Annotated in this window: 16 protein-coding genes; 5 read left to right on the top strand and 11 right to left on the bottom strand. The window is 68.6% G+C overall.

Annotated features, from left to right (window positions below):
• Window positions 1–19 precede the first annotated feature (19 nt).
• The 8 genes from J2X58_RS16435 to J2X58_RS16400 all read right to left on the bottom strand — a co-directional run bounded on the left by J2X58_RS16435 (window position 20) and on the right by J2X58_RS16400 (window position 8,350).
• Window positions 20–1,393, bottom strand: coding sequence for a HAMP domain-containing sensor histidine kinase (locus tag J2X58_RS16435; protein ID WP_090057492.1), 1,374 nt, complete (start codon window positions 1,391–1,393; stop codon window positions 20–22).
• Window positions 1,371–2,051, bottom strand: a complete 681-nt coding sequence (locus tag J2X58_RS16430; RefSeq protein WP_090057494.1) for a response regulator transcription factor — start codon at window positions 2,049–2,051, stop codon at window positions 1,371–1,373. Before J2X58_RS16430 ends, J2X58_RS16435 begins: the two co-directional genes overlap by 23 nt.
• An 85-nt stretch (window positions 2,052–2,136) precedes the next feature.
• On the bottom strand, window positions 2,137–2,997 hold the full coding sequence (gene rpoH, locus J2X58_RS16425; RefSeq protein WP_090057497.1) for an RNA polymerase sigma factor RpoH: 861 nt from the start codon (window positions 2,995–2,997) through the stop codon (window positions 2,137–2,139).
• Window positions 2,998–3,228: 231 nt separating this feature from the next.
• The gene (gene ung / locus J2X58_RS16420) at window positions 3,229–3,933 is read right to left on the bottom strand and encodes a uracil-DNA glycosylase (protein ID WP_090179743.1); all 705 of its coding nucleotides are present in this window, start codon (window positions 3,931–3,933) and stop codon (window positions 3,229–3,231) included.
• On the bottom strand, window positions 3,930–4,769 hold the full coding sequence (locus tag J2X58_RS16415; RefSeq protein ID WP_310049485.1) for a response regulator: 840 nt from the start codon (window positions 4,767–4,769) through the stop codon (window positions 3,930–3,932). Before J2X58_RS16415 ends, ung begins: the two co-directional genes overlap by 4 nt.
• Before the next feature lie 18 nt (window positions 4,770–4,787).
• On the bottom strand, window positions 4,788–5,768 hold the full coding sequence (ftsX, locus tag J2X58_RS16410) for a permease-like cell division protein FtsX (protein ID WP_090057501.1): 981 nt from the start codon (window positions 5,766–5,768) through the stop codon (window positions 4,788–4,790).
• On the bottom strand, window positions 5,765–6,442 hold the full coding sequence (gene ftsE, locus J2X58_RS16405) for a cell division ATP-binding protein FtsE (protein WP_090057503.1): 678 nt from the start codon (window positions 6,440–6,442) through the stop codon (window positions 5,765–5,767). The genes ftsX and ftsE overlap by 4 nt, the downstream gene beginning before the upstream one ends.
• A gap of 165 nt (window positions 6,443–6,607) precedes the next feature.
• Window positions 6,608–8,350 carry a DEAD/DEAH box helicase gene (locus J2X58_RS16400; protein ID WP_090057506.1) on the bottom strand — a complete coding sequence of 581 codons (1,743 nt, stop codon included), beginning with the start codon at window positions 8,348–8,350 and terminating at the stop codon, window positions 6,608–6,610.
• 427 nt (window positions 8,351–8,777) lie between these two features.
• Between J2X58_RS16400 and trxA the strand changes: the two genes are divergently transcribed.
• From trxA to J2X58_RS16385, 3 genes are all read left to right on the top strand, one after another.
• Window positions 8,778–9,104, top strand: coding sequence for a thioredoxin TrxA (gene trxA, locus J2X58_RS16395; protein ID WP_090057509.1), 327 nt, complete (start codon window positions 8,778–8,780; stop codon window positions 9,102–9,104).
• Window positions 9,105–9,260: 156 nt separating this feature from the next.
• Complete coding sequence (rho, locus tag J2X58_RS16390) at window positions 9,261–11,036, top strand: transcription termination factor Rho (RefSeq protein ID WP_090057511.1); 1,776 nt, start codon at window positions 9,261–9,263, stop codon at window positions 11,034–11,036.
• A gap of 311 nt (window positions 11,037–11,347) precedes the next feature.
• Window positions 11,348–12,718: a glutamate--cysteine ligase gene (locus J2X58_RS16385; RefSeq protein WP_310049480.1), complete on the top strand. Its 1,371-nt coding sequence runs from the start codon at window positions 11,348–11,350 to the stop codon at window positions 12,716–12,718.
• 132 nt (window positions 12,719–12,850) lie between these two features.
• On the opposite strand, the gene J2X58_RS16380 is transcribed toward J2X58_RS16385, so the two are convergent.
• A complete protein-coding gene (locus J2X58_RS16380; protein ID WP_090057516.1) occupies window positions 12,851–14,278 on the bottom strand; it encodes an outer membrane protein transport protein in 1,428 nt (475 codons plus the stop codon).
• Between the two features lie 234 nt (window positions 14,279–14,512).
• Here J2X58_RS16380 and J2X58_RS16375 point away from each other — a divergent pair, with 234 nt between their 5' ends.
• Together J2X58_RS16375 and J2X58_RS16370 are read left to right on the top strand one after the other, a co-directional pair.
• Complete coding sequence (locus tag J2X58_RS16375) at window positions 14,513–14,815, top strand: YcgL domain-containing protein (RefSeq protein ID WP_090057518.1); 303 nt, start codon at window positions 14,513–14,515, stop codon at window positions 14,813–14,815.
• Between the two features lie 90 nt (window positions 14,816–14,905).
• Window positions 14,906–18,334 (top strand): ankyrin repeat domain-containing protein, encoded by a 3,429-nt coding sequence (locus tag J2X58_RS16370; RefSeq protein WP_310049473.1) that lies wholly within the window; start codon window positions 14,906–14,908, stop codon window positions 18,332–18,334.
• Window position 18,335: 1 nt separating this feature from the next.
• On the opposite strand, the gene J2X58_RS16365 is transcribed toward J2X58_RS16370, so the two are convergent.
• Window positions 18,336–20,144 (bottom strand): monovalent cation:proton antiporter-2 (CPA2) family protein, encoded by a 1,809-nt coding sequence (locus tag J2X58_RS16365; protein WP_090057523.1) that lies wholly within the window; start codon window positions 20,142–20,144, stop codon window positions 18,336–18,338.
• 76 nt (window positions 20,145–20,220) lie between these two features.
• Entirely contained in the window at window positions 20,221–21,210 is a 990-nt protein-coding gene (gene hemB / locus J2X58_RS16360; RefSeq protein WP_310049468.1) for a porphobilinogen synthase, read from the bottom strand.
• Window positions 21,211–21,301 lie beyond the last annotated feature (91 nt).

Here is a 21,301-nt window from a genome sequence, read left to right as displayed (position 1 = left end):
TTTATTTAGAAGGCCGCGATCAGGCGGCCGGGCAGCTCACCGAGAACACCGCGCCGCGCTCGTCGCCGCCGACCGACATGGAGTAGCCGTGCAGGCGCACGATGGCGCTGACGATCGCGAGTCCCAGGCCGCAGCCGGGCTTGGCGCGGGTCTCGTCGGCCCGGTAGAACCGGCGGAACACCGCCTCGCGCTCGTCGGGCGGGATGCCGGGGCCGGTGTCGGCGATGTCCACGCGCGCGCCGCCGTTCGCATCGGTGGACGCGACGAGTCGCACCGCGCCGCCATTCGGCGTGAACTTGATGGCGTTGCCGACGAGGTTCGCGAAGGCCTCGAACATCAGCTGCGGATCGCCGCGCAGCGGCGGAAGCTTGCCCACCGTCAGTTCGAAGGACTGCCCGCGATCCTCCGCGAGCGGCGCGTAGAACTCATGCACGTTCTGCAGCACGGCGCCAAGGTCCATCGAGGCGAAGCAGGCGCTGCGCTGGCGGTCTTCGAGCTCGGAAACGCGCAGCAGCGCGCGGAAACGGCCGAGCACCGTGTCGATCTCGGCGACGCACGCTTCGAGCTGTTCGCCCTCGGGCCTGCCCTCGAACTGCTGCTGCAGGCGGTAGAGCCGCGTCCGCATGCGTGTCAGCGGCGTGCGCAGGTCGTGGGCGATGTTGTCCGTCACGCCTTTGACCTCGCCGAGCAGGCGCTCGATCTCCGTCAGCGTCGTGTTGACCGTGGCAGCGAGCAGATCCACTTCGTCGCCACTGCGACTGACCGGCAGGCGCACGCTGAGGTCGCCCTCGCGGATCGGCTCCATCGCCTGCTGGATCGCGCGGATGCGACGCGCCGGGCCACGTGCGATGAGCACGCCGCCGAGGAGGCCGGGAATCAGCGTGAGCGTCAGGCCCCAGAGCGCGCCACGGCGGATGATGGCGCCGAGGCTGTCGATCGTGGTGCTCTCCTTCGCGACGACGAGGCGCTCGCCGCCGGGAAGCACGCGGGTGATGGCACGTGCGCGCGCGCCGTCGAGCTTGCGCCCGGGGCTGTCGAGCGTCGCGTTGACCGACTGCACGACGCCGTCTTCCGTGAGCTGCTTCGGCACCGACGCGATGTTGCCGGCCACGCGCCTGCCCTGCGCGTCGAACAGGCCGACCCACATGTAACCCTGGATGTCGATCTCGCTCGCCGCTTCCACCGTGGCCGGCAGCCGGTGCGTATCGGTGTTCTCCAGATAATGGATGCGGGCGACGAGCATCTGGTCGACGACGTTGCTCAGGTAGCGCGACGCCTCCCACTGCACGACGCCCAGCAGCATCACGCACCAGATGGCGAAGAGCGCGCCATAGATGATGATCAGGCGCGAGGTGGCGGAACGCCAGGCGTCAGTCAGCGGGCGCAAGGACATACCCCGAGCCGCGCACGGTGCGGATGAGCGGCGACTGGCCGGCCCCGTCGATCTTGCGACGGAGGCGGCCGATGTGGACGTCGATCACGTTGGTACCCGGATCGAAATGAAAACCCCAGACGTGCTCGAAGATCATCTGCCGCGTCACCACCTGGCCCGCGTTGCGCATCAGGAATTCGAGCAGGCGGAACTCGGTGGGCAGCAGCGTCAGGGGCTGGCCGTTGCGCACGGCGTCGTGGCGCACGAGGTCGAGTTCGAGGTCGGCGACGCGCAGGCGGGTTTCGTTCGCGGCCGGACGACGACGGCGCAGCAGCACCTCGGCGCGCGCGGCCAGTTCGTCGGGAGCGAACGGCTTGGTGAGGTAGTCGTCGCCGCCGGCGCGAAGGCCGCGCACGCGCTCGTCGACGTCGGACAGCGCGCTGATCATCAGCACGGGCGTGTCCACGGCGCGCTCGCGCAGCTCGGACACGACGTCGATGCCGTCCATGCCGGGCAGCATGCGGTCGAGGGTGATGATGTCGAAGCCGTCCGCGAGCGCCCGCTGGAGGCCGTCGCGGCCGTTCGCGACCCACTCGGCGGTGAGACCATGCGCACCGAGCTCCGCGACGATGTCGCGGGCGGTCACTTCATCGTCTTCGATGACCAGGGCCCTGGGCATCCGGCTGCACTCCACCTTCGGAACCAACGGAAAACGGCCCCGCGCGAAGCACGGGGCCGTCCGGATGTTACGCCAATCGCTCCGGTCAGGCGGCGATGGCGACGCGCATCTTCTTCATGGCGTTCGCTTCGATCTGGCGGATACGCTCGGCCGACACGCCGTACTCGTCCGCGAGATCCTGCAGCGTGGCCTTGTTCTCCTCGGCCAGCCAGCGACGCTGGATGATGTCGCGCGAGCGCTCGTCCAGGTTGCTCAGGGCCGACGACAGCGCGCCCATCTGGTTGTTGCTGGCGTCTTCCTCGGCGAGGTTGTCGTACGGGTCGGCGCCTTCGTCGACCAGGAAGGCGGCCGGGGCCGGCTTCTCGTCGTCGTCCGCGTCGGTCGGCGCCTCGAAGCCGATGTCACGGCCCGAAAGACGCGACTCCATCTCGCGCACGGTGGCTTCCGGCACGCCCAGGTCGTTGGCGACCACGCGAACCTCTTCGGCGTTCATCCAGCCCAGGCGCTTCTTGCTCTTGCGCAGGTTGAAGAACAGCTTGCGCTGCGCCTTGGTGGTGGCGACCTTCACGATGCGCCAGTTGCGCAGGATGAACTCGTGCATTTCGGCACGGATCCAGTGGACCGCGAAGCTGACCAGGCGCACGCCCTGGTCCGGATCGAAACGCTTCACCGCCTTCATGAGGCCGATGTTGCCTTCCTGGATCAGGTCCGAGAGCTGCAGGCCGTAGCCGTTGTAGCCGCGCGCGACGTGGACCACGAAACGCAGGTGGGACATCACGAGCTGCTTGGCGGCGTCGAGATCGGCGTCGTCGTGGAAGCGGCGCGCCAGCGACTGCTCCTCGTCAAGGCTGAGCACCGGGATGCGATGGACGGCCGAGATATAGGAATCCAGACTGCCAACGACGCTCGGTAGCCCGTAGTTACGGGTGGCGAGGGCTTGGGACATGTGTGGAACCTCCTGAAAGTCTGTATGCAGATTAGCAGTCCCGGAATGAGAGTGCTAAGCCAGCCCGAAGTTCATCGGTTAACTGTACGCCATAGTACAGAAATACCGGGCAGGTGTCCAGAGGGAGGTTCGGGGCATTCAGGGGAGAGACGGCAAGCCCAGGCCGGGAACCGGAGAGGCTCCCAGCCAGGTGGCTGTTCCACATAGGAATATGGGTCTCCGCCGGACCAATTAAAGGGCGGCGATTTCCGGGCGCGGCGGCAACGACCAGTCGATCGGCTGCTCGCCGCGGGCTTCCAGCCAGGCGTTGGCCTGCGCGAAGTGCCCGCAGCCGAGGAAACCGCGGTGAGCCGAGAGAGGCGACGGATGCACGCTGCGGAGGATCAGGTGGCGCTTGCCGTCGATCAGCTGGCCCTTCTTCTGGGCGTGGCTGCCCCAGAGCATGAAGACCAGGCCGTCCCGCCCGCGGTTGAGCGCGTCGACGGCGGCGTCGGTGAAACCTTCCCAGCCCCTGCCCTGATGGGAACCCGCCTGCCCGGCCTCGACGGTCAGCACCGCGTTGAGCAGGAGGACGCCACGGTCGGCCCATGGCGTCAGACAGCCATGGTCCGGACGCGGGATGCCGAGGCAGGCCTCGATCTCCTTGAACATGTTCTGCAGCGAAGGCGGCACGCGCACGCCGGGGCGCACCGAAAAGCTCAGGCCATGCGCCTGCCCCGGCCCGTGGTACGGGTCCTGGCCGAGGATGACCACGCGGACCGCCTCGAACGGCGTGTGCGCGAAGGCGTTGAAGATCTCGGGGCCGGGCGGATAGATCTCCTTGCCGCGGGCCTTCTCCTCACGAAGGAACGCCGACAGCGCCAGCATGTCGGGACGGTCGAGGTAATCGCCGATCCGCGCCTTCCAGCTCGGCTCGAGCTTCACGCGGTCGTTCAATGTTCGATCCGGTCGCGGAGATGCAGGGCGACGCGCAGCTGGAAGAGCAGCTTGGTGATGAGCAGCTTCTCTTCCACCGGCTTCTCGACGAGGTCGTTGGCGCCGGCGCGCAGCAGCGCCGCCTGGTTCGCCGGGTTCTCGTCGCCGGTCATGATCAGCGTGGGCAGCTGGCCCTTGCCGTAGCCGAAGTCGTTGCGGATACGCTCGACGAGATCACCGCCGGTGAGCTCGCCCTTGAGGCTGACGTCGGTGAGCACGACGTCGGCGCCGACGTCACCCCGATCCCTGGCCGCGCGCAGGTGTTCGAGCGCGTCTTCGGCGCTGATGACGTGGTGCACGGTCAGGCCGTACTTCTCCATCATGCGCCGCGTGGCCAGCGCGACGACGCGGCTGTCTTCCACGTAAAGCACTTCACCTTCGGCGCCGCCCTCGGGGCGCACGTAGCCGCGGATGAACTCCGCGAGCGCGCCGAAGCCGAGCGACTTGTCGAAGTAGTCGGTGACGAACTCGCCGAGTTCGCGCCGGTGCAGGCGCGCCTCGACGTCGCCGGACACCACGACGATGGGCATGTAGATCTGCGGCGTGGCCTCGCGCACGAAGCGGGCGAGTTCCAGACCATCCATGTCGGGCAGGCGCAGGGCGACGGTCACGAAATCGAAGACGCCCTGCTGCAGTTCGGTCTGCGCTTCCGCGCCGGTGGCCGCACCGACGATTTCCACGCCGGGCACCTCGGCCGCGACGACGCGCGCGATCAGCTGCCGGACGACCTTGGAGCCGTCGACGAGCAGGATGCGTGGCGTGGCGCCGGCGACACCCGAACCGATGTGAGATCCCACCCTAAGCCCCCTTCGCTCTCAGCCCGCCGCGGCGCGGCGGATCTGCCTCGCACTGACGAGACGTGCGCCGAGCCACCCCAGCACGGCAGACGCGAAGGGTACCGAAAGCAGCAGCCACGCGGGGAGTGCGCCGAAGCTCACGCTGCCGTCGTACGCGGCGGCGAGCCGCCCGACCGGTCCGGCCATCGCGAGTTCCAGCACGACGGCCAGGGCGACGGCGAGCACGCCGGCGAGGAAGCCGAGCCAGATGCCGGCATACAGGTAAGGCCTGCGCACGAACGGACGGCTCGCGCCGATGAGTAGCAGCACGCCGATCTCGGCGCTGCGGCTCTGGATGTCCACGCGGATGGTGTTGCCGACGACCAGCAACGCGGCCACGCCCAGCAGCAACGCGAGCAATCCGACGGCGCGGCCACCGACGCCGACAAGGGCGTCGAGGCGCTGCCGCCACGCGCCGGTCTCCTGGACCATGTCGACGCCTGGCGTCGCCTTCATCGCCTCGACCAGCCGGTTGACGTCGTCCGCCGATAGCCCGGCCTTCGGCTGCACCGAGAGCACGTACGGCAAGGGGTTGGCGTCGAGCGACTGCAACGCGCCGGAGAAACCCTGCACTTCCGCCAGTTCGTCGAGGCCATCCTTCGGCGTCCGCACGACGATGTCGGCGACCTCGGGGCGTCCGCGCAGGGCGGAGGCCGCCGTCTCGGCGACGCCCGCGTTCTGCCCGGGCTTCAGGAAGGCGCTGATCGACTGGTTGCGGCCGAGGGCGTCGCCCATGCGCTGGACGTTGTCGAGCAGCAGGTAGAACGTCAGCGGAAGGGCGAGCGCCACGCCCATCACCGCGATGGTGAGCAGCGTGCCGAGCGGTCGCGCGCCGAGGCGGCGCAGGCTGATCGACATGCTCCACGCGTGGTGTTCGCGCCACGCGCCGACCTTGCGCGGCCCGCTGCGGCGGGTCGCTTCGGCCTCGGGCGTCTTGCGTGCGTCGCGGGCGGCGTTCATACGACCTCCGTCGCGGGCACGTCGGCGACGAGCTTGCCGTGATCGAGGACGACCACGCGTTTCTTCATGCGCTTGATCAGCATGAGGTCGTGGCTGGCGACCAGCACCGCGGTGCCCACGGCCTGGAATTCGGCGAAGAGCGACATGATTTCCATGGCCAGCTGGGGGTCGAGGTTGCCCGTGGGCTCATCGGCGATGAGCACGGCCGGCTTGGCGACGATGGCACGCGCGATGCCCACGCGCTGCTGCTCGCCCGTGGACAGGGCCTCGGGCAGCTGCTTCTCGTAACTGAGCAGGCCGACCTTCTCGAGGGCGGCGCGGACGCGACGGCCACGATCGGCCGGCGACACGCCACCGATGATCAGCGGCAGTTCGACGTTGGCGAAGACGGTACGGTCCAGCAGCAGGCGGTGGTCCTGGAAGACCATCCCGAGCTTGCGGCGGATCTTCGGGATGTCGCCGGGGCGGACGGTATTGAGCTTCTGGCCGTCGAGGGTGACGACGCCATTGGTGGGCCGCTCGATCATGGCCAGCAGCTTCAGCAGGGTGCTCTTGCCCGCGCCGGAATGACCGGTGACGAATGCCATCTCGCCCGCACCGACCTGGAACGACACATCGGTAAGGGCCTGGTGGCCGCCCTCGTATCGTTTGCTCACCAGATCGAAACCGATCACCGCATCACCCGTTGGCTGTTAAGCCTCAGAGGATAAGGGATGTGGAACGGGCCCGGTAGGAGCGCGCCTCGCGCGCGACATCTTTTCGCGAAGAGCTGCACGGCCTGTTGCGCACGGCCCCAAAAGCCGTCGCGCGCAGGGCGCGCTCCTACCGGGGCGCCCGGGTCAGCGGCCGCCGAAGAGGCGGCCGATGCGACGGAGCAGGCCGACCTTTTCCGGCGCCTTCGGCGCGGTCGGCGCCGGGGTGGCGGCCGGACGCGCGGCCGTCACCTGGCGGGACGGACGGCGGTTCGGGTTGGCGGGGCCGTCGGCCTTGCGCGGCGCGGACGGCTGGCTCTCGCCCGCCGTGGCGACGGTGCCGGCGGTGTTTTCGGCGCCTTCGCGCGCACCGCGGCCACGGCCGCCCCGACGACGGCGACGCTTCTTCGTCGCGGACGCGTCCGCCATCGCTTCCGCGGCGGCCGGCAGGCCGGCGACGGTTTCGGCGACGACGACCGTCTTCACCGGCACCTCGGTCGGCGACGGAGCGGCGGCGCCCTCTTCGCGCGGCGGACGCGGGCGGCGCTCGCGCGTGCCCGAACGTTCGCCGGAACGCGGACCGCGACCGTCACGGCCACCACGGCCGCCGCGACCACCCTTCTCCGGCGGCGCGCCGCGGGTCGGGATGTGGCCGTCGTTGTCGTTCGGATCGTCCACTTCGTCCTGCACGCCGTCGGCACGCGGGCGCGGCGCCGGCATGACGAGCATGCGGGCCTCGATCGACGCGGTGGGGATCTTCTGGTTGATGTAGGTCTCGATGTCCGGCAGGCCCATCGCGTAGAGATCGCACGCGAAGCTGATCGCGTCGCCCTCCGCGCCCAGGCGGGCCGTGCGGCCGATGCGGTGGACGTAGTCCTCGGCATCCTGCGGCAGGTCGTAGTTGAACACGTGGCTGACGGCCGGGATGTGGAGGCCGCGCGCCGCGACGTCGGTCGCCACGAGCAGGTCGATCTGGCCCGCCTGGAAGCGCTGCAGGAGCTTCTGGCGCTTCACCTGCGGCACATCGCCCGAGATGGCGCCGACACGGAAGTTGTGGCGCTTCAGGCGGTCGGTGATGCGCTCGGCGGCCGCCTTCGTGTTGACGAAGATGATGCTGCGCTCCGCCTTCGTTTCCTCCAGCAGGTTGAACAGCAGCGGCATCTTCTCTTCCTTGGACGGGAAGTAGACGATCTGGCGCACGCGGTCGGCGGTGACGTTCTCGGTTTCCACCACCAGCTTCTCGGCCTCGTGCATGTGCTCGTAGGCGAGCTCGAGCACGCGGTGGCTGAGCGTTGCCGAGAACAGCAGGACCTGGCGCTTCTCGCGCGCGGGAAGGCGGCGGAAGATGAAGCGGACGTCCTTGATGAAGCCGAGGTCGAACATGCGGTCGGCTTCGTCGATGACCATGACCTCGACGCTGCCGAAGCCGAAGACGTCCTGCTTGTAGTAGTCGAGCAGGCGGCCGGGCGTGGCGATGATGATGTCGCAGCCGTCGCGCAGCTGCTGGCGCTGCTTGTCGTAGTCGACGCCGCCGTAGATCAGCGCGCTGCGCAGACCGGTGGCCTTGCCGATGGTCTGGAAGTCCTTCTCGATCTGGATGGCGAGTTCGCGCGTCGGGGCGATGACCAGCGCGCGCGGGTCGGAATCCTTGCGGTCCGGGTGGGCCGGATTCTTCAGCAGCCGGTCGACGAGCGCGACGAGGAAGGCGAACGTCTTGCCGGTGCCGGTCTGGGCCTGGCCGGCGACGTCGCGGCCGGTCAGGGCGATCGGGAGGGTGAGGGCCTGGATCGGCGTACAGCGGGTGATGCCGGCGGCGGCGAGACCCTGCTGGAGCAGCGGATGCAGGTCGAGGTTTTCGTAGAAGACGTCGGTGAGTACGGTTTCGGACATGGAATGGAAGGCCTGGAAGCTCGCGCCGCGCGTGCGCGGCGCCGTCCCGGCGGCAAAGCGTGCACCACGGGACGGGGATGGTCCGGCCGGGGTCACGGGAGAGTCGGGAAGGGCCGGTTGCCAGTCCGGCGGCCTGTCGACGCGCCCGGCGCGCGAAGGCCGGAGGCGGGTGGCGGCCGCCTGGAGGGTTCCCGCTGGCATAGGTGAACCGGCTGCGTGAACCGGTTTACCTATGTCAACGGAAACCATCCGTCGGCGACCTTGAATCGCTTGAATCGCGCCCCTAGTTCGGGTGGAATGAGGGCCACCGGCCGCAATGGCCAAGACCTTCGGTTCCGGTTGGACCCGCGACATGGGGCTCCTAAGTGTAGCCGATGCCAGCGTCACGGTCGTCAACCCCCTTCCCGCCCCTCTATTGGAGACCACGGTGAGCGACAAGATCACCCATACGAGCGATGCCGCCTTCTCGAAGGACGTCCTCGAATCCGACACCCCCGTCCTGCTCGATTTCTGGGCCGAATGGTGCGGCCCCTGCAAGTCGATCGCTCCCGCGCTCGAGCAGCTCGCCGGCGAGTACGAAGGCAAGGTCAAGATCGTCAAGATCAACATCGACGAGAACCAGCAGACCCCGCGCCAGTACGGCATCCGCGGCATCCCGACGCTGATGGTGTTCAAGGACGGCAAGGTCGCCGGTACCCAGGTCGGCGCCGTGAACAAGGGCGTCCTCGCCCAGTTCATCGACAAGTCCATCTGACGTAACACCCCGCTCCACCTTTCGCCGCCGCGTGAGGCGCTTTACGACGCGCCTCACGCGATGCTAGGCTCTAGGAGTTCGCCGGGACACCGCTTGTCCCCCCTGTCGCGAACCCTCTCCCTTCTTTCTTCCAACGGCGCCCCGTGAGGTTTGCCCGTGTCCGATATCGAAACCAAAGACTCCATCGACGCCAAGGGCGCCGGCGACCAGCCTGCGACCGAGCCGCGTCCGCGTACCCGCCGCAAGGCGGCCGCCCCCGAGGCGCCCGCGGTCGAGACGAGCGCTCCGGCGCCGGCTCCCGCCAAGGCCGTGCCCGCACCGGCTCCGGCGCCCGCCCCGCAGGCGGAGCTGCAGCTCGGCAACGCGCCGGCCGAGCCGCGCCCGGCACCGCCGCAGGGCGAGTCCCGTGACGGCGGCTCGTCGCAGCCCCAGGGCAATGGGCAGCCGCAGGGCCAGCAGGCCCGCGGCGACAACCCCAACCAGCATCAGAACAATCGCAACGACCGCAACGAGCGCGAAGGCCGCGGTCGCCGCCGTCGCAACGAGCGCAACCAGCAGCGCCAGGGTGGCGGCGGTGGCAACGGCAACGGCAACTACCAGAATCCGCGCAACAACAACGGCTATCCGGTCGACGACGACGAGAACGCCGACGCCGGCAGCAACGATCGCCTGATCAACCTGACGGAACTGAAGCGCAAGAACGCGATCCAGCTGCTCGAGTTCGCCGAATCGCTCGGCGTGCGCGAGGGCGTCGCGCGCCAGCGCAAGCAGGACGTCGTCTTCAACATCCTCAAGGCGCACGCCCGCTCGGGCGGCGGCATCTGGGCGGAAGGCGTGCTCGAGATCCTGCAGGACGGCTTCGGCTTCCTGCGCTCGGCTGACGAGTCCTACCTGGCCGGCCCGGACGACATCTACGTCTCGCCCAGCCAGATTCGCCGCTTCAACCTGCGCACCGGCGACTACATCACCGGACGCGTCCGCCATCCGAAGGAAGGCGAGCGCTACTTCGCGATGCTCAAGGTCGACGACATCAACGGCGATCCGCCGGAGGCGTCGAAGAACAAGCTGCTGTTCGAGAACCTCACCCCGCTGTTCCCGCGCAAGGCCTTCAAGCTCGAGCGCGGCAACGGTTCGACCGAGGACATCACGGGCCGCATCCTCGACCTGGTCGCCCCGATCGGTCGCGGCCAGCGCGGCCTCATCGTCTCCCAGCCGAAATCCGGTAAGACGATGATGCTGCAGAACGTCGCGCAGGCCATCCAGTACAACCATCCCGACGTGCACCTGATCATGCTGCTGATCGACGAACGTCCGGAGGAAGTCACCGAAATCGCCCGCACCGTCCGCGCCGAAGTGATCAGCTCCACCTTCGACGAGCCGGCCGTCCGCCACGTGCAGGTCGCCGAGATGGTGATCGAGCGCGCCAAGCGCCTGGTCGAGCACAAGAAGGACGTCGTGATCCTGCTCGACTCCATCACCCGCCTGGCCCGCGCCTACAACACGGTGGTGCCGAGCTCCGGCAAGGTGCTCACCGGCGGTGTCGACGCCAACGCCCTGCAGCGCCCCAAGCGCTTCTTCGGCGCGGCGCGCAACGTCGAGGAAGGCGGCAGCCTGACGATCATCGCCACGGCGCTGACCGACACCGGCTCGAAGATGGACGAGGTGATCTACGAGGAGTTCAAGGGCACGGGCAACATGGAAGTGCACCTGTCCCGCCGCATCTCCGAGAAGCGCGTCTACCCGGCGATCGACATCAACCGCTCGGGCACCCGCCGCGAAGACCTCCTGATCGATCCGGACCTGCTCGCCAAGATCTGGATCCTGCGCAAGCTCCTCCACCCGATGGACGAACTGGCCGCCATGGAGTTCATGCTCGACAAGATGAAGAACACGAAGTCGAACGACGAGTTCTTCAATTCGATGAAGCGCTAGGCCTCGCGCCTGCCGGATCGTCGGACATGACGAAAGGCCGCCTCGATGGGGCGGCCTTTTATTTTTCGGAGCGGGGGGCCGGGGGATGGGAAGTGGGGGCGACATAGCCGGCGGGCGCACGAGGCGATGCACAACTCCGCGCTGGCGACGCCGCAGCCGAACGCTTCACGTACCCTCGAGCGCACGCCGGGATCGCGCCCCCGATTCCCTGCTCCCCGCTCCGCTTTTGTTACCCTCCCCCGACCTTTTGCTCGCCCCATCGCGCCCCCATGTGGGCGGCACCGGTCAGCCGATCAGCCAAGGAAAGTGACGTGTCCATACCCAGCGCCGCCAAGAGCACGCCCATCGGCGACCGCAACGATCTGGTCGAATACCTCGCCAAGGGTGAGAAGCCGCAGGCGGAGTGGCGCATCGGCACCGAACACGAGAAGTTCGGGTTCTATACCGACGACCTGACGCCGCCGCCGTTCGAAGGCGAGCGGCCGGGCATTCGCGCGATCCTCGAAGGCCTGGCGGAGCGGTACCACTGGAACATCGCGCGCGAGGGCGAAACGCCGGTCGCGCTGACCAAGGGCAAGGCGAACATCACGCTCGAACCGGCAGGCCAGCTGGAGTTGTCCGGCGCCCCGCTGAAGACGATCCACGAGACCTGCGACGAGGTCACCAACCACCTGAAGGAAGTGCGCTCGGTCGCCGAGGAATTCGGCATCGGTTTCCTCGGCATGGGCTTCCAGCCGAAGTGGCGGCGCGACCAGATGCCGTGGATGCCTAAGGGTCGCTACAAGATCATGCGGGAGTACATGCCCAAGGTGGGTTCGCTCGGGCTCGACATGATGACGCGCACGTGCACCGTGCAGGTCAACCTCGATTTCGCGAGCGAGGCCGACATGGTGAAGAAGTTCCGCGTCGCCCTCGCGCTTCAACCGATCGCCACCGCCCTGTTCGCCAATTCACCCTTCACCGAAGGCAAGCCGAACGGCTACAAGTCGTTCCGGTCGCACGTGTGGACCGATACCGACGCCGACCGTACCGGCATGCTCGACTTCGTCTTCGAGGATGGCTTCGGCTACGAACGCTACGTCGATTACATCCTCGATGTGCCGATGTACTTCAGCTACCGGGACGGCAAGTACGTCGACCTCTCCGGCCAGGACTTCAAGAAGTTCATGCGCGGCGAACTCGCGGCGTTGCCCGGAGTGAAGGCCGACATGAAGGACTGGGCCGACCACCTCACGACGGCCTTCCCCGAAGTGCGCCTGAAGCAGTACCTCGAGATGCGCGGCGCGGACACCAGCACGTGGGGTTCGCTCTGCGCGCTGCCCGCGTACTGGGTCGGCCTGCTGTACGACGACGTGGCGCTCGACGCCGCGTGGGACCTCGTCAAGGACTTCAGCAAGGCGGAGCGCCATGCGCTTCGCGACGGCGTGCCGAAGCATGCGCTCGACCTTCCCTTCCGCGGCCACCACGTGCGCGAGCTCGCGCTGGAGTCGCTGAAGATCGCGGACCATGGCCTGAAGCGTCGCGACCAGCGCGGCAATCGCGGCATCGACGAGTCGATCTACCTCGAGCCGCTGCTCGAGATCGCGCTTTCGGGCAAGACGCAGGCAGACGTGAAGCTCGAGAAGTTCCACGGCGAGTGGAACGGTAGCGTGGACCCGGTGTTCCGCGAATACGCGTACTGAGCGCGGGGATCCGGCGGAGACAAGCGCACCGCGCATCGCGCCCAGGTGCGCTCCAACCATAAGCCGGCAACGGCGGACATAAAAAAGCCTCCCCGTCGCCGCGGAGGTTTTTTTTCACCAGGTATCGTTCGATCAGAACGCGTACTTGGCCGAGACGCTGAGCAGGTTGCCCTTGTCGTCGTTCTCGCCGACGATGCGGTCGTTCGTGCCGCTGTTCACGCCGCCGATGTGCGCCTTGTTCACGAAGATGTGGGCGTAACCGGCGTTGAGCTCGAAGCGCTCCGTGGCCTTGTAGCCGACACCGAAGGCCAGCCACTTGCGGGTGGAGTCCGGCACGCGCGGCGAACGGGTGTCGTCGTAGGTCGGGGTGCTGTCGACGGCGATACCGCCACGCAGCGTCAGCTTGTCGCTGAGGTAGTACTCACCGCCGGCCGACACGAACCAGCTGTTGCGCCAGCCGTACTTCTCGCTGGTCGGCGGCTGGTTCGGGTTGGAGTAGTTCACCGTCAGGTTCTCGAACGCATCCCACTTCGTCCACGACAGGTCGAAGCCGAGGCCGAACTTCTCGTCCTGGTGCCAGAAGCTGGCGGTGGCGATCGCCGGCGTGGTGAAGCCCGCGCGGCCGTCGGTGTGGGTGAACGGCGGCTGGCCGCGGCCCAGCAGGGCGGCGACGGTCGGGTTCGACAGCACGGCCGTCACGTTGGTCGGCATGGTGAAGTTACCCGTGCCTTCCAGGTTGTGCTTGATCTTGCTGCGGTAGCTGAGCGCGAGACGATCGTTCGGGGTCAGCTTCCACAGGCCACCGACCTGCCAGCCGTAGGCCCAGTCGTCACCCTTGATCTTGGCGTAGCCGTCGCTGCCCGGCGGAACGACCGCCGCGTACTGGGCGGCGAGGGCGCGAGCGACGGCCGGCGACAGCTGGCCGGCGGCCGCAGCGCGCTGGATCAGACCCAGGCCGACGGTGTTGTAGTTGATGGCGCTGGTCAGCTCGGCGCTGGTCTTCTGCGCGATGGCGCTGACACCGAAGGTGAAGGTGTCGGTGACGTCGAACGAGGCGGACAGCGTGGCGTCGAACGACTTGAAGTCGGACTTGATGCCGTTGTAGCGGCCCTTCCAGTCGGAGTCGTATTCGGTCTTGAAGCCGAACGGCGCGGTCAGGCCGAGGCCGAAGTGCCAGCGATCGGCGACCTGCGTGGCGAAGTACAGCGCCGGAACCGGGATCGTGGTGCCGGCGTCGCCGCCGTTGCCACCGCTGATCGGACGGCCCTGCGCGTCGGTCGCGGTGCCGTGGAACTTGGTGCTGAAGTTGATGCCCGTCACGTCGGCCTGGAACACGTTGCCCTTCAGGAGGGTCATGGCGGCCGGGTTGTTGACGATGGCCGAGGCGTCGTCGCCAGCGGCGGCGGAGCCCGCGAACGCGCGGCCGAGGGCCTTGGCGCTGTTTTCCTTGAGCTGGAACGCGCTGGCGTGGGCAGCCTGCGGAGCGACCAGCGCGCCGGCGATGGCCAGCGAAAGGGCGGCGGCGGCCAGCGGACGGGTCGAAAGGTTCAGCTTCTGCATGCGGACGGGCTCCTGCTTCTTGTTTTGCTCTGGGGCGACTGGATCACGCGAAAAAACGCAAAAATTTCTTGTTTTCATACGCGCGTTTAACAATCTGGCAGCGAACTCTGGCGGACTTGACGCTGTTTTTGCAAGTGCGCATGCAACAAAGATGAAACGACCGGGACGCCCGTCACGTATTTCCCTGCGCCTTTTGCTACCTTGTCGCATTGGCCCCCAGCGAGACCTGCCGTCATGCACTGCTTCGTCTACGCCAGCCAGCGAAAGCCCGACTCCTATCTATGGCTTGCCGAACGTGACGGCTTCCAGGCCGTTCCCGAGCCCCTCGCCCTGCTGTTGGGCGAGCTGCGCTTCGTGCTCGAGGTCGAACTGACGCCTCAGCGCAAGCTGCCGAACGAGGACAGCGAACGCGTGATGGCGAATCTCGCGGCGCAGGGCTGGCACCTGCAGAGTCCGCCGAACGAGACGCTCAGCGTGTGCAACCAGCCGAACCACAATCGCGAGATCGACCCCGACCTGGTCCTGGTAAGGAACTGATCCGGCCGAAAACGCACGGAATCGCGGCGTGCAGCGCGAGTTAACGCGACGTTACCGCGTAGGCGTGACGTGCTCCGTATACTCGCGCGCATGGCCAATCCCAAACGTCGTCGACCATCGCTGATCAAGGCACTGCCCTGGTTCCTCCCCGCCCTTGCCGCCGTCGCGTGCGCGGGTCTCACCGCATCGCCGCTCGCCCTCATTCCGTTGCTGCTCGCGAACGCCCTGGCCATGGGCGCGGTGTGCCACGCGATCGGTTTCGATCCGGAGCCGAGCTACGTGCGTACGGTGCTGCGCCGCGGGTCGGCGCATCTGGTGATGTTCACCGCGTACGCCTTCGTGGTCTTCGTGCTCGTCGCCTGGCCGCTGCTGAAGCTGACGCAAGCGCCGAGCCTCGGCGCGGCGCTGCTGCTGGCCGCGACCCTGGTCGTGGCGTTCGCGGCACTATGGCGCGTCTGGCCCGCGTTCGGCCTGGTGTTCCTCTGGGACGACGCTTATCCGGAGGAAAGCGGCGACGGATCGTGGATCTTCACCGCGATCGCCCGCTCGATCTCGTTCGGCCGCCATCTCTCGGCGGAAGAGCGCTTCTTCTCCCATTTCCTTCCCGCGGCGCTCGGCCTGCTCGTGCTCGCGTTCTGCGCGGTCGCGCTGTCCGGTCTGTACGGCGTGCTTCCGGCCGAACTGCGCATCGCCGCGCTGGGCCTCTATGCGCTCGTGCTCCTGCCGCTCGGCTGCATGGTCATCGCCAACCGCACGCTCCGCGCCCTGCTCAGCGATCGTCGCGGGCACGTCCGGACCGGGCGCGCCGAGCCGCGCCGCGAGCCCGCGATGGCGCCCGTGGAGCCGCCGCGTGCACCCATCCCCGTGCTGAGCACCGAGGAGGCCCAGCCGGGCGTGCGCGATCGCGCCCTTCGTGCCGCGTTGCGCGAAGGCGACATCGCGCGCGCCGTCGCGCTGGTCGAGGCCGGCGCGGCACCCGATGGCGATGCCGAGCCCGGCGAGCGCGACCAGCGTCCCGTCCTCACCCTCGCCGCGCTGTCGCCGGACACGCGCCTGCTGCGCGCGCTGATCGCGAAGGGCGCTCGCGTGGACCGCGTCCACGGCGGCATGACCGCCCTGCTCGCGGCGTGCCGCGACAGCTGGCACGGCCGACCGGAAGCCGTGCTCACGTTGCTCACCAATGGCGCCAACGCCGCCGCCACCGACGCCCATGGCAACACGGCGCTGCACGGCGCGGTGCTCAGCGCCGAGCCGACCGTCGCGGCGATGCTGCTCGACGCCGGCGCGCCGGTGGACGCCGTCAACTCGGCGGGCGACACGCCGCTCGTCATCGCCTGCCGCGCCGCGAACTGGACGCTCGCCCGCTTCCTGCTCGAACACGGCGCGAAGCCGGCGCCGGTGGGTGGCGAACCGGCGCTCGTCGCGGCGGCCGGCATTCCCGACGACGACAGCGAGGGCGTGAAGGTCCTGCTGCGTTACAAGGCGCCGGTCAACGCGACCGACGCGCACGGCCGCACGGCGCTGATCGCCGCCGCGGCGGAAGGACACGAACAGATCGCGCGCGCGTTGCTCCAGGCGCACGCCAATCCCAACCTCGCCGACCGCCACGGCACGACCGCCCTGATGGAAGCGGCTCGCGCGGGCGCGCAAGGCATCGTGCAGGCGCTGGCCGATGCCCACGCCGACGCATCTCCCCGCGACGGCCACGGACGCGACGCGCTGACGCTCGCCTGCCAGTCCCCGCGCGCGCAGGCCGCCACGGTGCGCGCGCTGCTCACGCTCGGTGCGCAGCCGAAGGAAACCGGTGCCGACGGACGCAGCGCCCTCGATCATGCGGCCGCCGCGGGACGCTGGGACTTCGTCGCGCTGCTCGATCCCGACACGCCGCTGCCCACCTCGCTGAGCGAATCCGTGGTGCCCGAAGCGGGCGCCGACTCCCCGGCGCATCTTTACGACGCGCTGCGCTTCGGCCACTGGGCGGTCGCGTCGACGTTCGCCACGAAGGTTCGCGAATGGCCCGCCGAACAGCTTGCCGCGCTCTATCTCGAGCTGGCCGGCGCCGGCCTGCACATGGCGCGCGCGTGGCTGCTCGATCATGGTCTTTCCGCCGATGCGCGCCTGGCGCCTCCCGCCGAAGACGAAGGCGTCCTCGGCCGGCGCCTCTTCGACGCGCTGCTGCCGCAACTGCCGCAATCGGCCGAAGCGCTCCTGCAGTTGATGCAAGCGGGCGCGTCGCCGGCGGGCGCCGGGCTGCTGGGTCAGGCCGTCTGCCGCCTCGACGGTGTCGACGAGCGCCTGACGCTGGCGATGCTCGACGCCGGCGCGGACCCGTTCGGCGCCGACGCGCGCGGTCGCACGCCCATGCACATGGCGGCCGCGACCGGTCGCGTCGCGTTGCTCGACGCTTTGCTCGCCCGCGGCATGGATCCGAACGTCCGCGACCTGGGCGGCCGGACGCCGCTGCACGCGGCGCTGGAACATGGCGGCGACAACCTGCCGCTCGTCCGCGCGCTCGTCTCCCACGGTGCCGACCCCGAAGCCGCGGACGTCAATGGCGAGACGCCATACGGCCTCGGTATCGGCCACGGCGACGTGGAGCGCTGGCTCAGCTGGGCCACGTGGCCGCTGCCGCGTCGCGCGCTGCGTGCCGCCGACCTCCCCGCGGCGGCCGCCGCGGGCGACATGGCGGCCGTGGATCGCCTCCTCGAACTCGGCTTCGACGTCGACACCCGCGACGCGCAGGGCGCGACGGCCCTGCTCCGCGCCGCCGGCGCGGGCCAGCGCGACGTGGCCGAGCACCTGCTCGCGGCCGGCGCCGATCCGTCGGCCGCCGCGGCCTCCGGGGTCACGCCGCTCGCGGCCGCCGTCAACGCACGCCGGGAATCGGTGGTCGAACTGCTGCTCGCACGAGGCGTCGCCGCCGACCAGCGGCTGCCGGGTAACGCCACCGCGCTCATGATCGCCGCCACGCTCGGCTATCCCGAGATCGCCGAGATGCTGCTCGCCGCCGGCGCCGATGCGGCGGCGGAGGATGCGCACGGGCATACGTCGTTGCATGCCGCCGCGCAGTACTGCTTCGGCAGCAGCGACAGCCTGCGCGCACGCCGCCTGCTGGACACCGTGATCCGCAAGGGCGCCGATGTGAACAAGGCCGACAAGGACGGCGTCACGCCGTTGCTGATCCTGCTTGGCGCGCACATGCGCCCGGGCAGCCACGCGGACGCGACCCATCTCGGCGCGCTGGTGCCCGTGCTGCTCGATGCTGGCGCCGCCATGGAACACGCCGACCATCGCGGCGTCAGCGCGCTGCACGCGTGCGCGATGCACGCTTTGCTGCCGCCGGCCCGCGTGCTCCTCCAGCGCGGCGCGAACCGCAACGCGGCGGATGCGTTCGGCCGCACGGCCGGCGACGTCGCGCGGCACCTCGGCTACGTCGACATCGCTCACGAACTCGGCACGCGCGTCGGCGCGATCCCGAGCGTGAGGCAGACCCTCAGGCAGCCGGCCCAGCCGGACTGATCTATTTCTCGCCGTCGCGGACGCGCTCTTCCACGGCGTCCGCCTCGAAGAGCTGCTGCAGGTCGTGCAGCGCTTCCTTGCTCGTCTGCACGAGCGCGGTCTCATCGTCGTAAACGAGGTACTGCGCGCGCAGCACCTGGTCGTCGTGCTTGCGGAAACGCTCGATGCGGCTCGCGGCGACGTCCGCCGGCATGTCCAGCGATTCGAGCACGTGCCGCGTCATCTCCAGGCTGGAGTAGAACGTTTCACGCACGGGGTCCTCGACGCCGATGTCCATCAGGCGAAACGCATGCTGACGATTGCGTGCGCGGGCGACGATCTTCAGGTGCGGGTACTGGCGACGCACCAGGCGGGCGGTGCGCAGGTTCGCCTCCGGATCGTCGGTGGCGATGACGAATACCTCGGCCTTGTCCGCCTGCGCCGCGCGCAGCATCTCGGGCCGGCCAGGGTCGCCGAAGAACAGTGACGTACCGCCGAAGCGACGCGACGTCTCGACCTGTTCGACCGAGCTCTCCAGCGCCACGAACTGGATGCCCTGCGCGCGCAGCACGCGGGCGACGATCTGCCCCATGCGGCCGAAGCCCGCGATGATGACGCGCGGCGTATCGGCCTCGATCGCGTCGAATTCGCGGTCCGGCTTGCGCACCCGGTCGTGCACCAGGCGCGACGCGAGCAGCACGAGCAGCGGCGTCAGCGCCATCGACAGCGAGATGGCCATCACCATCAGGCCGCGCTGGCTGCCGTTGATCAGCTGGTTCTGCTGCGCGAGGTTGAGCAGCACGAAGGCGAATTCGCCGCCGCATGCGAGCACCGCGGCGAGCCTCACCGAATCGCCCATGGTCAACGCGCCGACCACCCGGCCCAAGGGCAGGATCAGCACGGCCTTCACCGCGAGCAGGAGCGCCACCATGCCGAGCACGAGCAGCGGCTTCGCCACCAGCATGCCGAGATCGACGGACATGCCCACGCTGACGAAGAACAGGCCGAGCAGAAGGCCCTTGAAGGGTTCGATATTGGATTCGAGCTCGTGGCGATATTCCGAATCCGCCAGCAGCAGACCGGCGAGGAACGCGCCGAGCGTCGTCGATATGCCGGCCAGCTCCATCAGCCACGCCGTGCCCATCACCACGAGCAGCGCGGTCGCGGTGAAGACTTCCGTGCTCTTGGCGCGCGCGACGAATCGGAAGACGTGGCGCAGCAGCAGCCGGCCACCGACGATCACCGCGAAGATGGTGCCGACGACGCGGAGGACGCTGAACAGATCGGGGGCATGCGCGTCGCGCGCGATGGCGCCCCCGAGAAGGGGCACGGCGGCGATCAGGGGAATGGCCGCGAGGTCCTGGAACAGCAGGATCGCGAAGGCCTGGCGTCCATAGACGGTGCCCGCCTCCTTGCGCTCGGCGAGGATCTGCAGACCGAACGCCGTCGAGGACAACGCCAGGCTGCCGCCGACGATGACGGCCGCCTTCCACGTGAGACCGAACAGGAAGTAGCCGATGGCGCCCAGCGCCAGCGCGCAGGTCAGCACCTGGAGACTGCCGCTGCCGAATACCGCGCGCCGCATCACCCACAGGCGTGATGGCGAGAGTTCGAGGCCGATGACGAACAGCATCAGCACGACACCGAAATCGGAGATCGTCGCCACACCCTCGGTATCGCTCACCAGGCCGAGCACCGACGGGCCGATGACCACGCCCGCGAGCAGGTAGCCGAGGACGGCGCCGAGGCGGAAGCGCTTGGTCAGCGGTACGGCGATAACGGTCGCCAGAAGAAAGACGACCGCCGTCTCCAGAAAATGATGCCCATCCATCCTGCGACTCCCACCAATGTCGCCCGCGATTATGTCACGCGTGCACGGATGGGATTTGCAGAATCCGGGACTTGCGTCAGCCCTTCAGCCAGCGCGCGACGTCGATCGCGAAATAGGTGAGGATCGCATCGGCGCCGGCGCGCTTCATCGCGAGCAGCGATTCCATCACCACGGCCTTCTCGTCGACCCATCCGTTCTGCGCCGCCGCCTTGATCATCGCGTACTCGCCGCTGACCTGGTAGACGAACGTCGGCGCAGCGAAGGTGTCCTTCACGCGGCGGACGATGTCGAGGTACGGCAGGCCCGGCTTCACCATGACGACGTCGGCGCCCTCCTGGAGGTCGAGCTCGACCTCGCGCAGGGCCTCGTCGCTGTTGCCGATGTCCATCTGATAGGTGTGCTTGTTGCCCTTGCCCAGGTTGGCCGAGGATCCGACGGCATCACGGAACGGGCCATAGAAGCTCGAGGCGTACTTCGCCGAGTACGCCAGGATGCGCGTGTGGATGTAGCCGGCGTCTTCGAGCGCCTCGCGGATGGCGCCGATGCGGCCGTCCATCATGTCGGACGGCGCGATGAAGTCCATGCCGGCCTCGGCCTGCGCGAGCGACATCCGGATGAGCGCCTCGACCGTCGGCTCGTTCATCACGTAGCCATCGGCGTCGATGAGACCGTCCTGCCCATGCGTCGTGTACGGATCGAGGGCCACGTCGCCGATGAGGCCGAGCTCCGGAAAGCGCGCCTTCAGCTCGCGCGTGGCGCGCTGGAACAGCGCGTCCGGATTCCAGGCCTCGGCGGCGTCCTCGGACTTGGCCGACGCATCCACGGACGGGAACAGCGCGAGCGCGGGGATGCCGAGCGCGACGCATTCCTCGCCGAGCTTCACGAGTTCGTCGATCGACAGGCGATCCACGCCCGGCATCGACGGCACCGGCTGGCGGACGCCCTGGCCCTCGACCACGAAGGCCACCATGATGAGGTCGCTGGCGGTGAGCACGTTCTCGCGCATCAGCGCGCGGGAGAAGGCGTCGCGACGCATGCGGCGCATGCGAACGGCGGGAAAGGTCATGGGACGAACCTGTTCGTTGGCGATCCGCCCATTTTACGCCTCCTCGCCCTCCTTCCGGGGGGCAAAGCGTCGCAGGGGCGGCGACCGTGGC

The organism is Luteibacter sp. 3190 (genome assembly GCF_031456385.1).
In the GTDB taxonomy this organism is placed as follows: Bacteria; Pseudomonadota; Gammaproteobacteria; order Xanthomonadales; family Rhodanobacteraceae; genus Luteibacter.
Note: the sequence above shows the minus strand (reverse complement) of the source record. Positions and strands in the feature narration are given on the sequence as shown.

Excerpts from the sequence above, each read along its gene's own strand:
- J2X58_RS16435 (WP_090057492.1), bottom strand. The coding sequence starts at position 1,393 with ATGTCCTTGCGCCCGCTGACTGACGCCTGGCGTTCCGCCACCTCGCGC.
- J2X58_RS16430 (WP_090057494.1), bottom strand. The coding sequence starts at position 2,051 with ATGCCCAGGGCCCTGGTCATCGAAGACGATGAAGTGACCGCCCGCGAC.
- rpoH (WP_090057497.1), bottom strand. The coding sequence starts at position 2,997 with ATGTCCCAAGCCCTCGCCACCCGTAACTACGGGCTACCGAGCGTCGTT.
- ftsX (WP_090057501.1), bottom strand. The coding sequence starts at position 5,768 with ATGAACGCCGCCCGCGACGCACGCAAGACGCCCGAGGCCGAAGCGACC.
- J2X58_RS16400 (WP_090057506.1), bottom strand. The coding sequence starts at position 8,350 with ATGTCCGAAACCGTACTCACCGACGTCTTCTACGAAAACCTCGACCTG.
- J2X58_RS16380 (WP_090057516.1), bottom strand. The coding sequence starts at position 14,278 with ATGCAGAAGCTGAACCTTTCGACCCGTCCGCTGGCCGCCGCCGCCCTT.
- J2X58_RS16375 (WP_090057518.1), top strand. The coding sequence starts at position 14,513 with ATGCACTGCTTCGTCTACGCCAGCCAGCGAAAGCCCGACTCCTATCTA.
- J2X58_RS16370 (WP_310049473.1), top strand. The coding sequence starts at position 14,906 with ATGGCCAATCCCAAACGTCGTCGACCATCGCTGATCAAGGCACTGCCC.
- J2X58_RS16365 (WP_090057523.1), bottom strand. The coding sequence starts at position 20,144 with ATGGATGGGCATCATTTTCTGGAGACGGCGGTCGTCTTTCTTCTGGCG.
- hemB (WP_310049468.1), bottom strand. The coding sequence starts at position 21,210 with ATGACCTTTCCCGCCGTTCGCATGCGCCGCATGCGTCGCGACGCCTTC.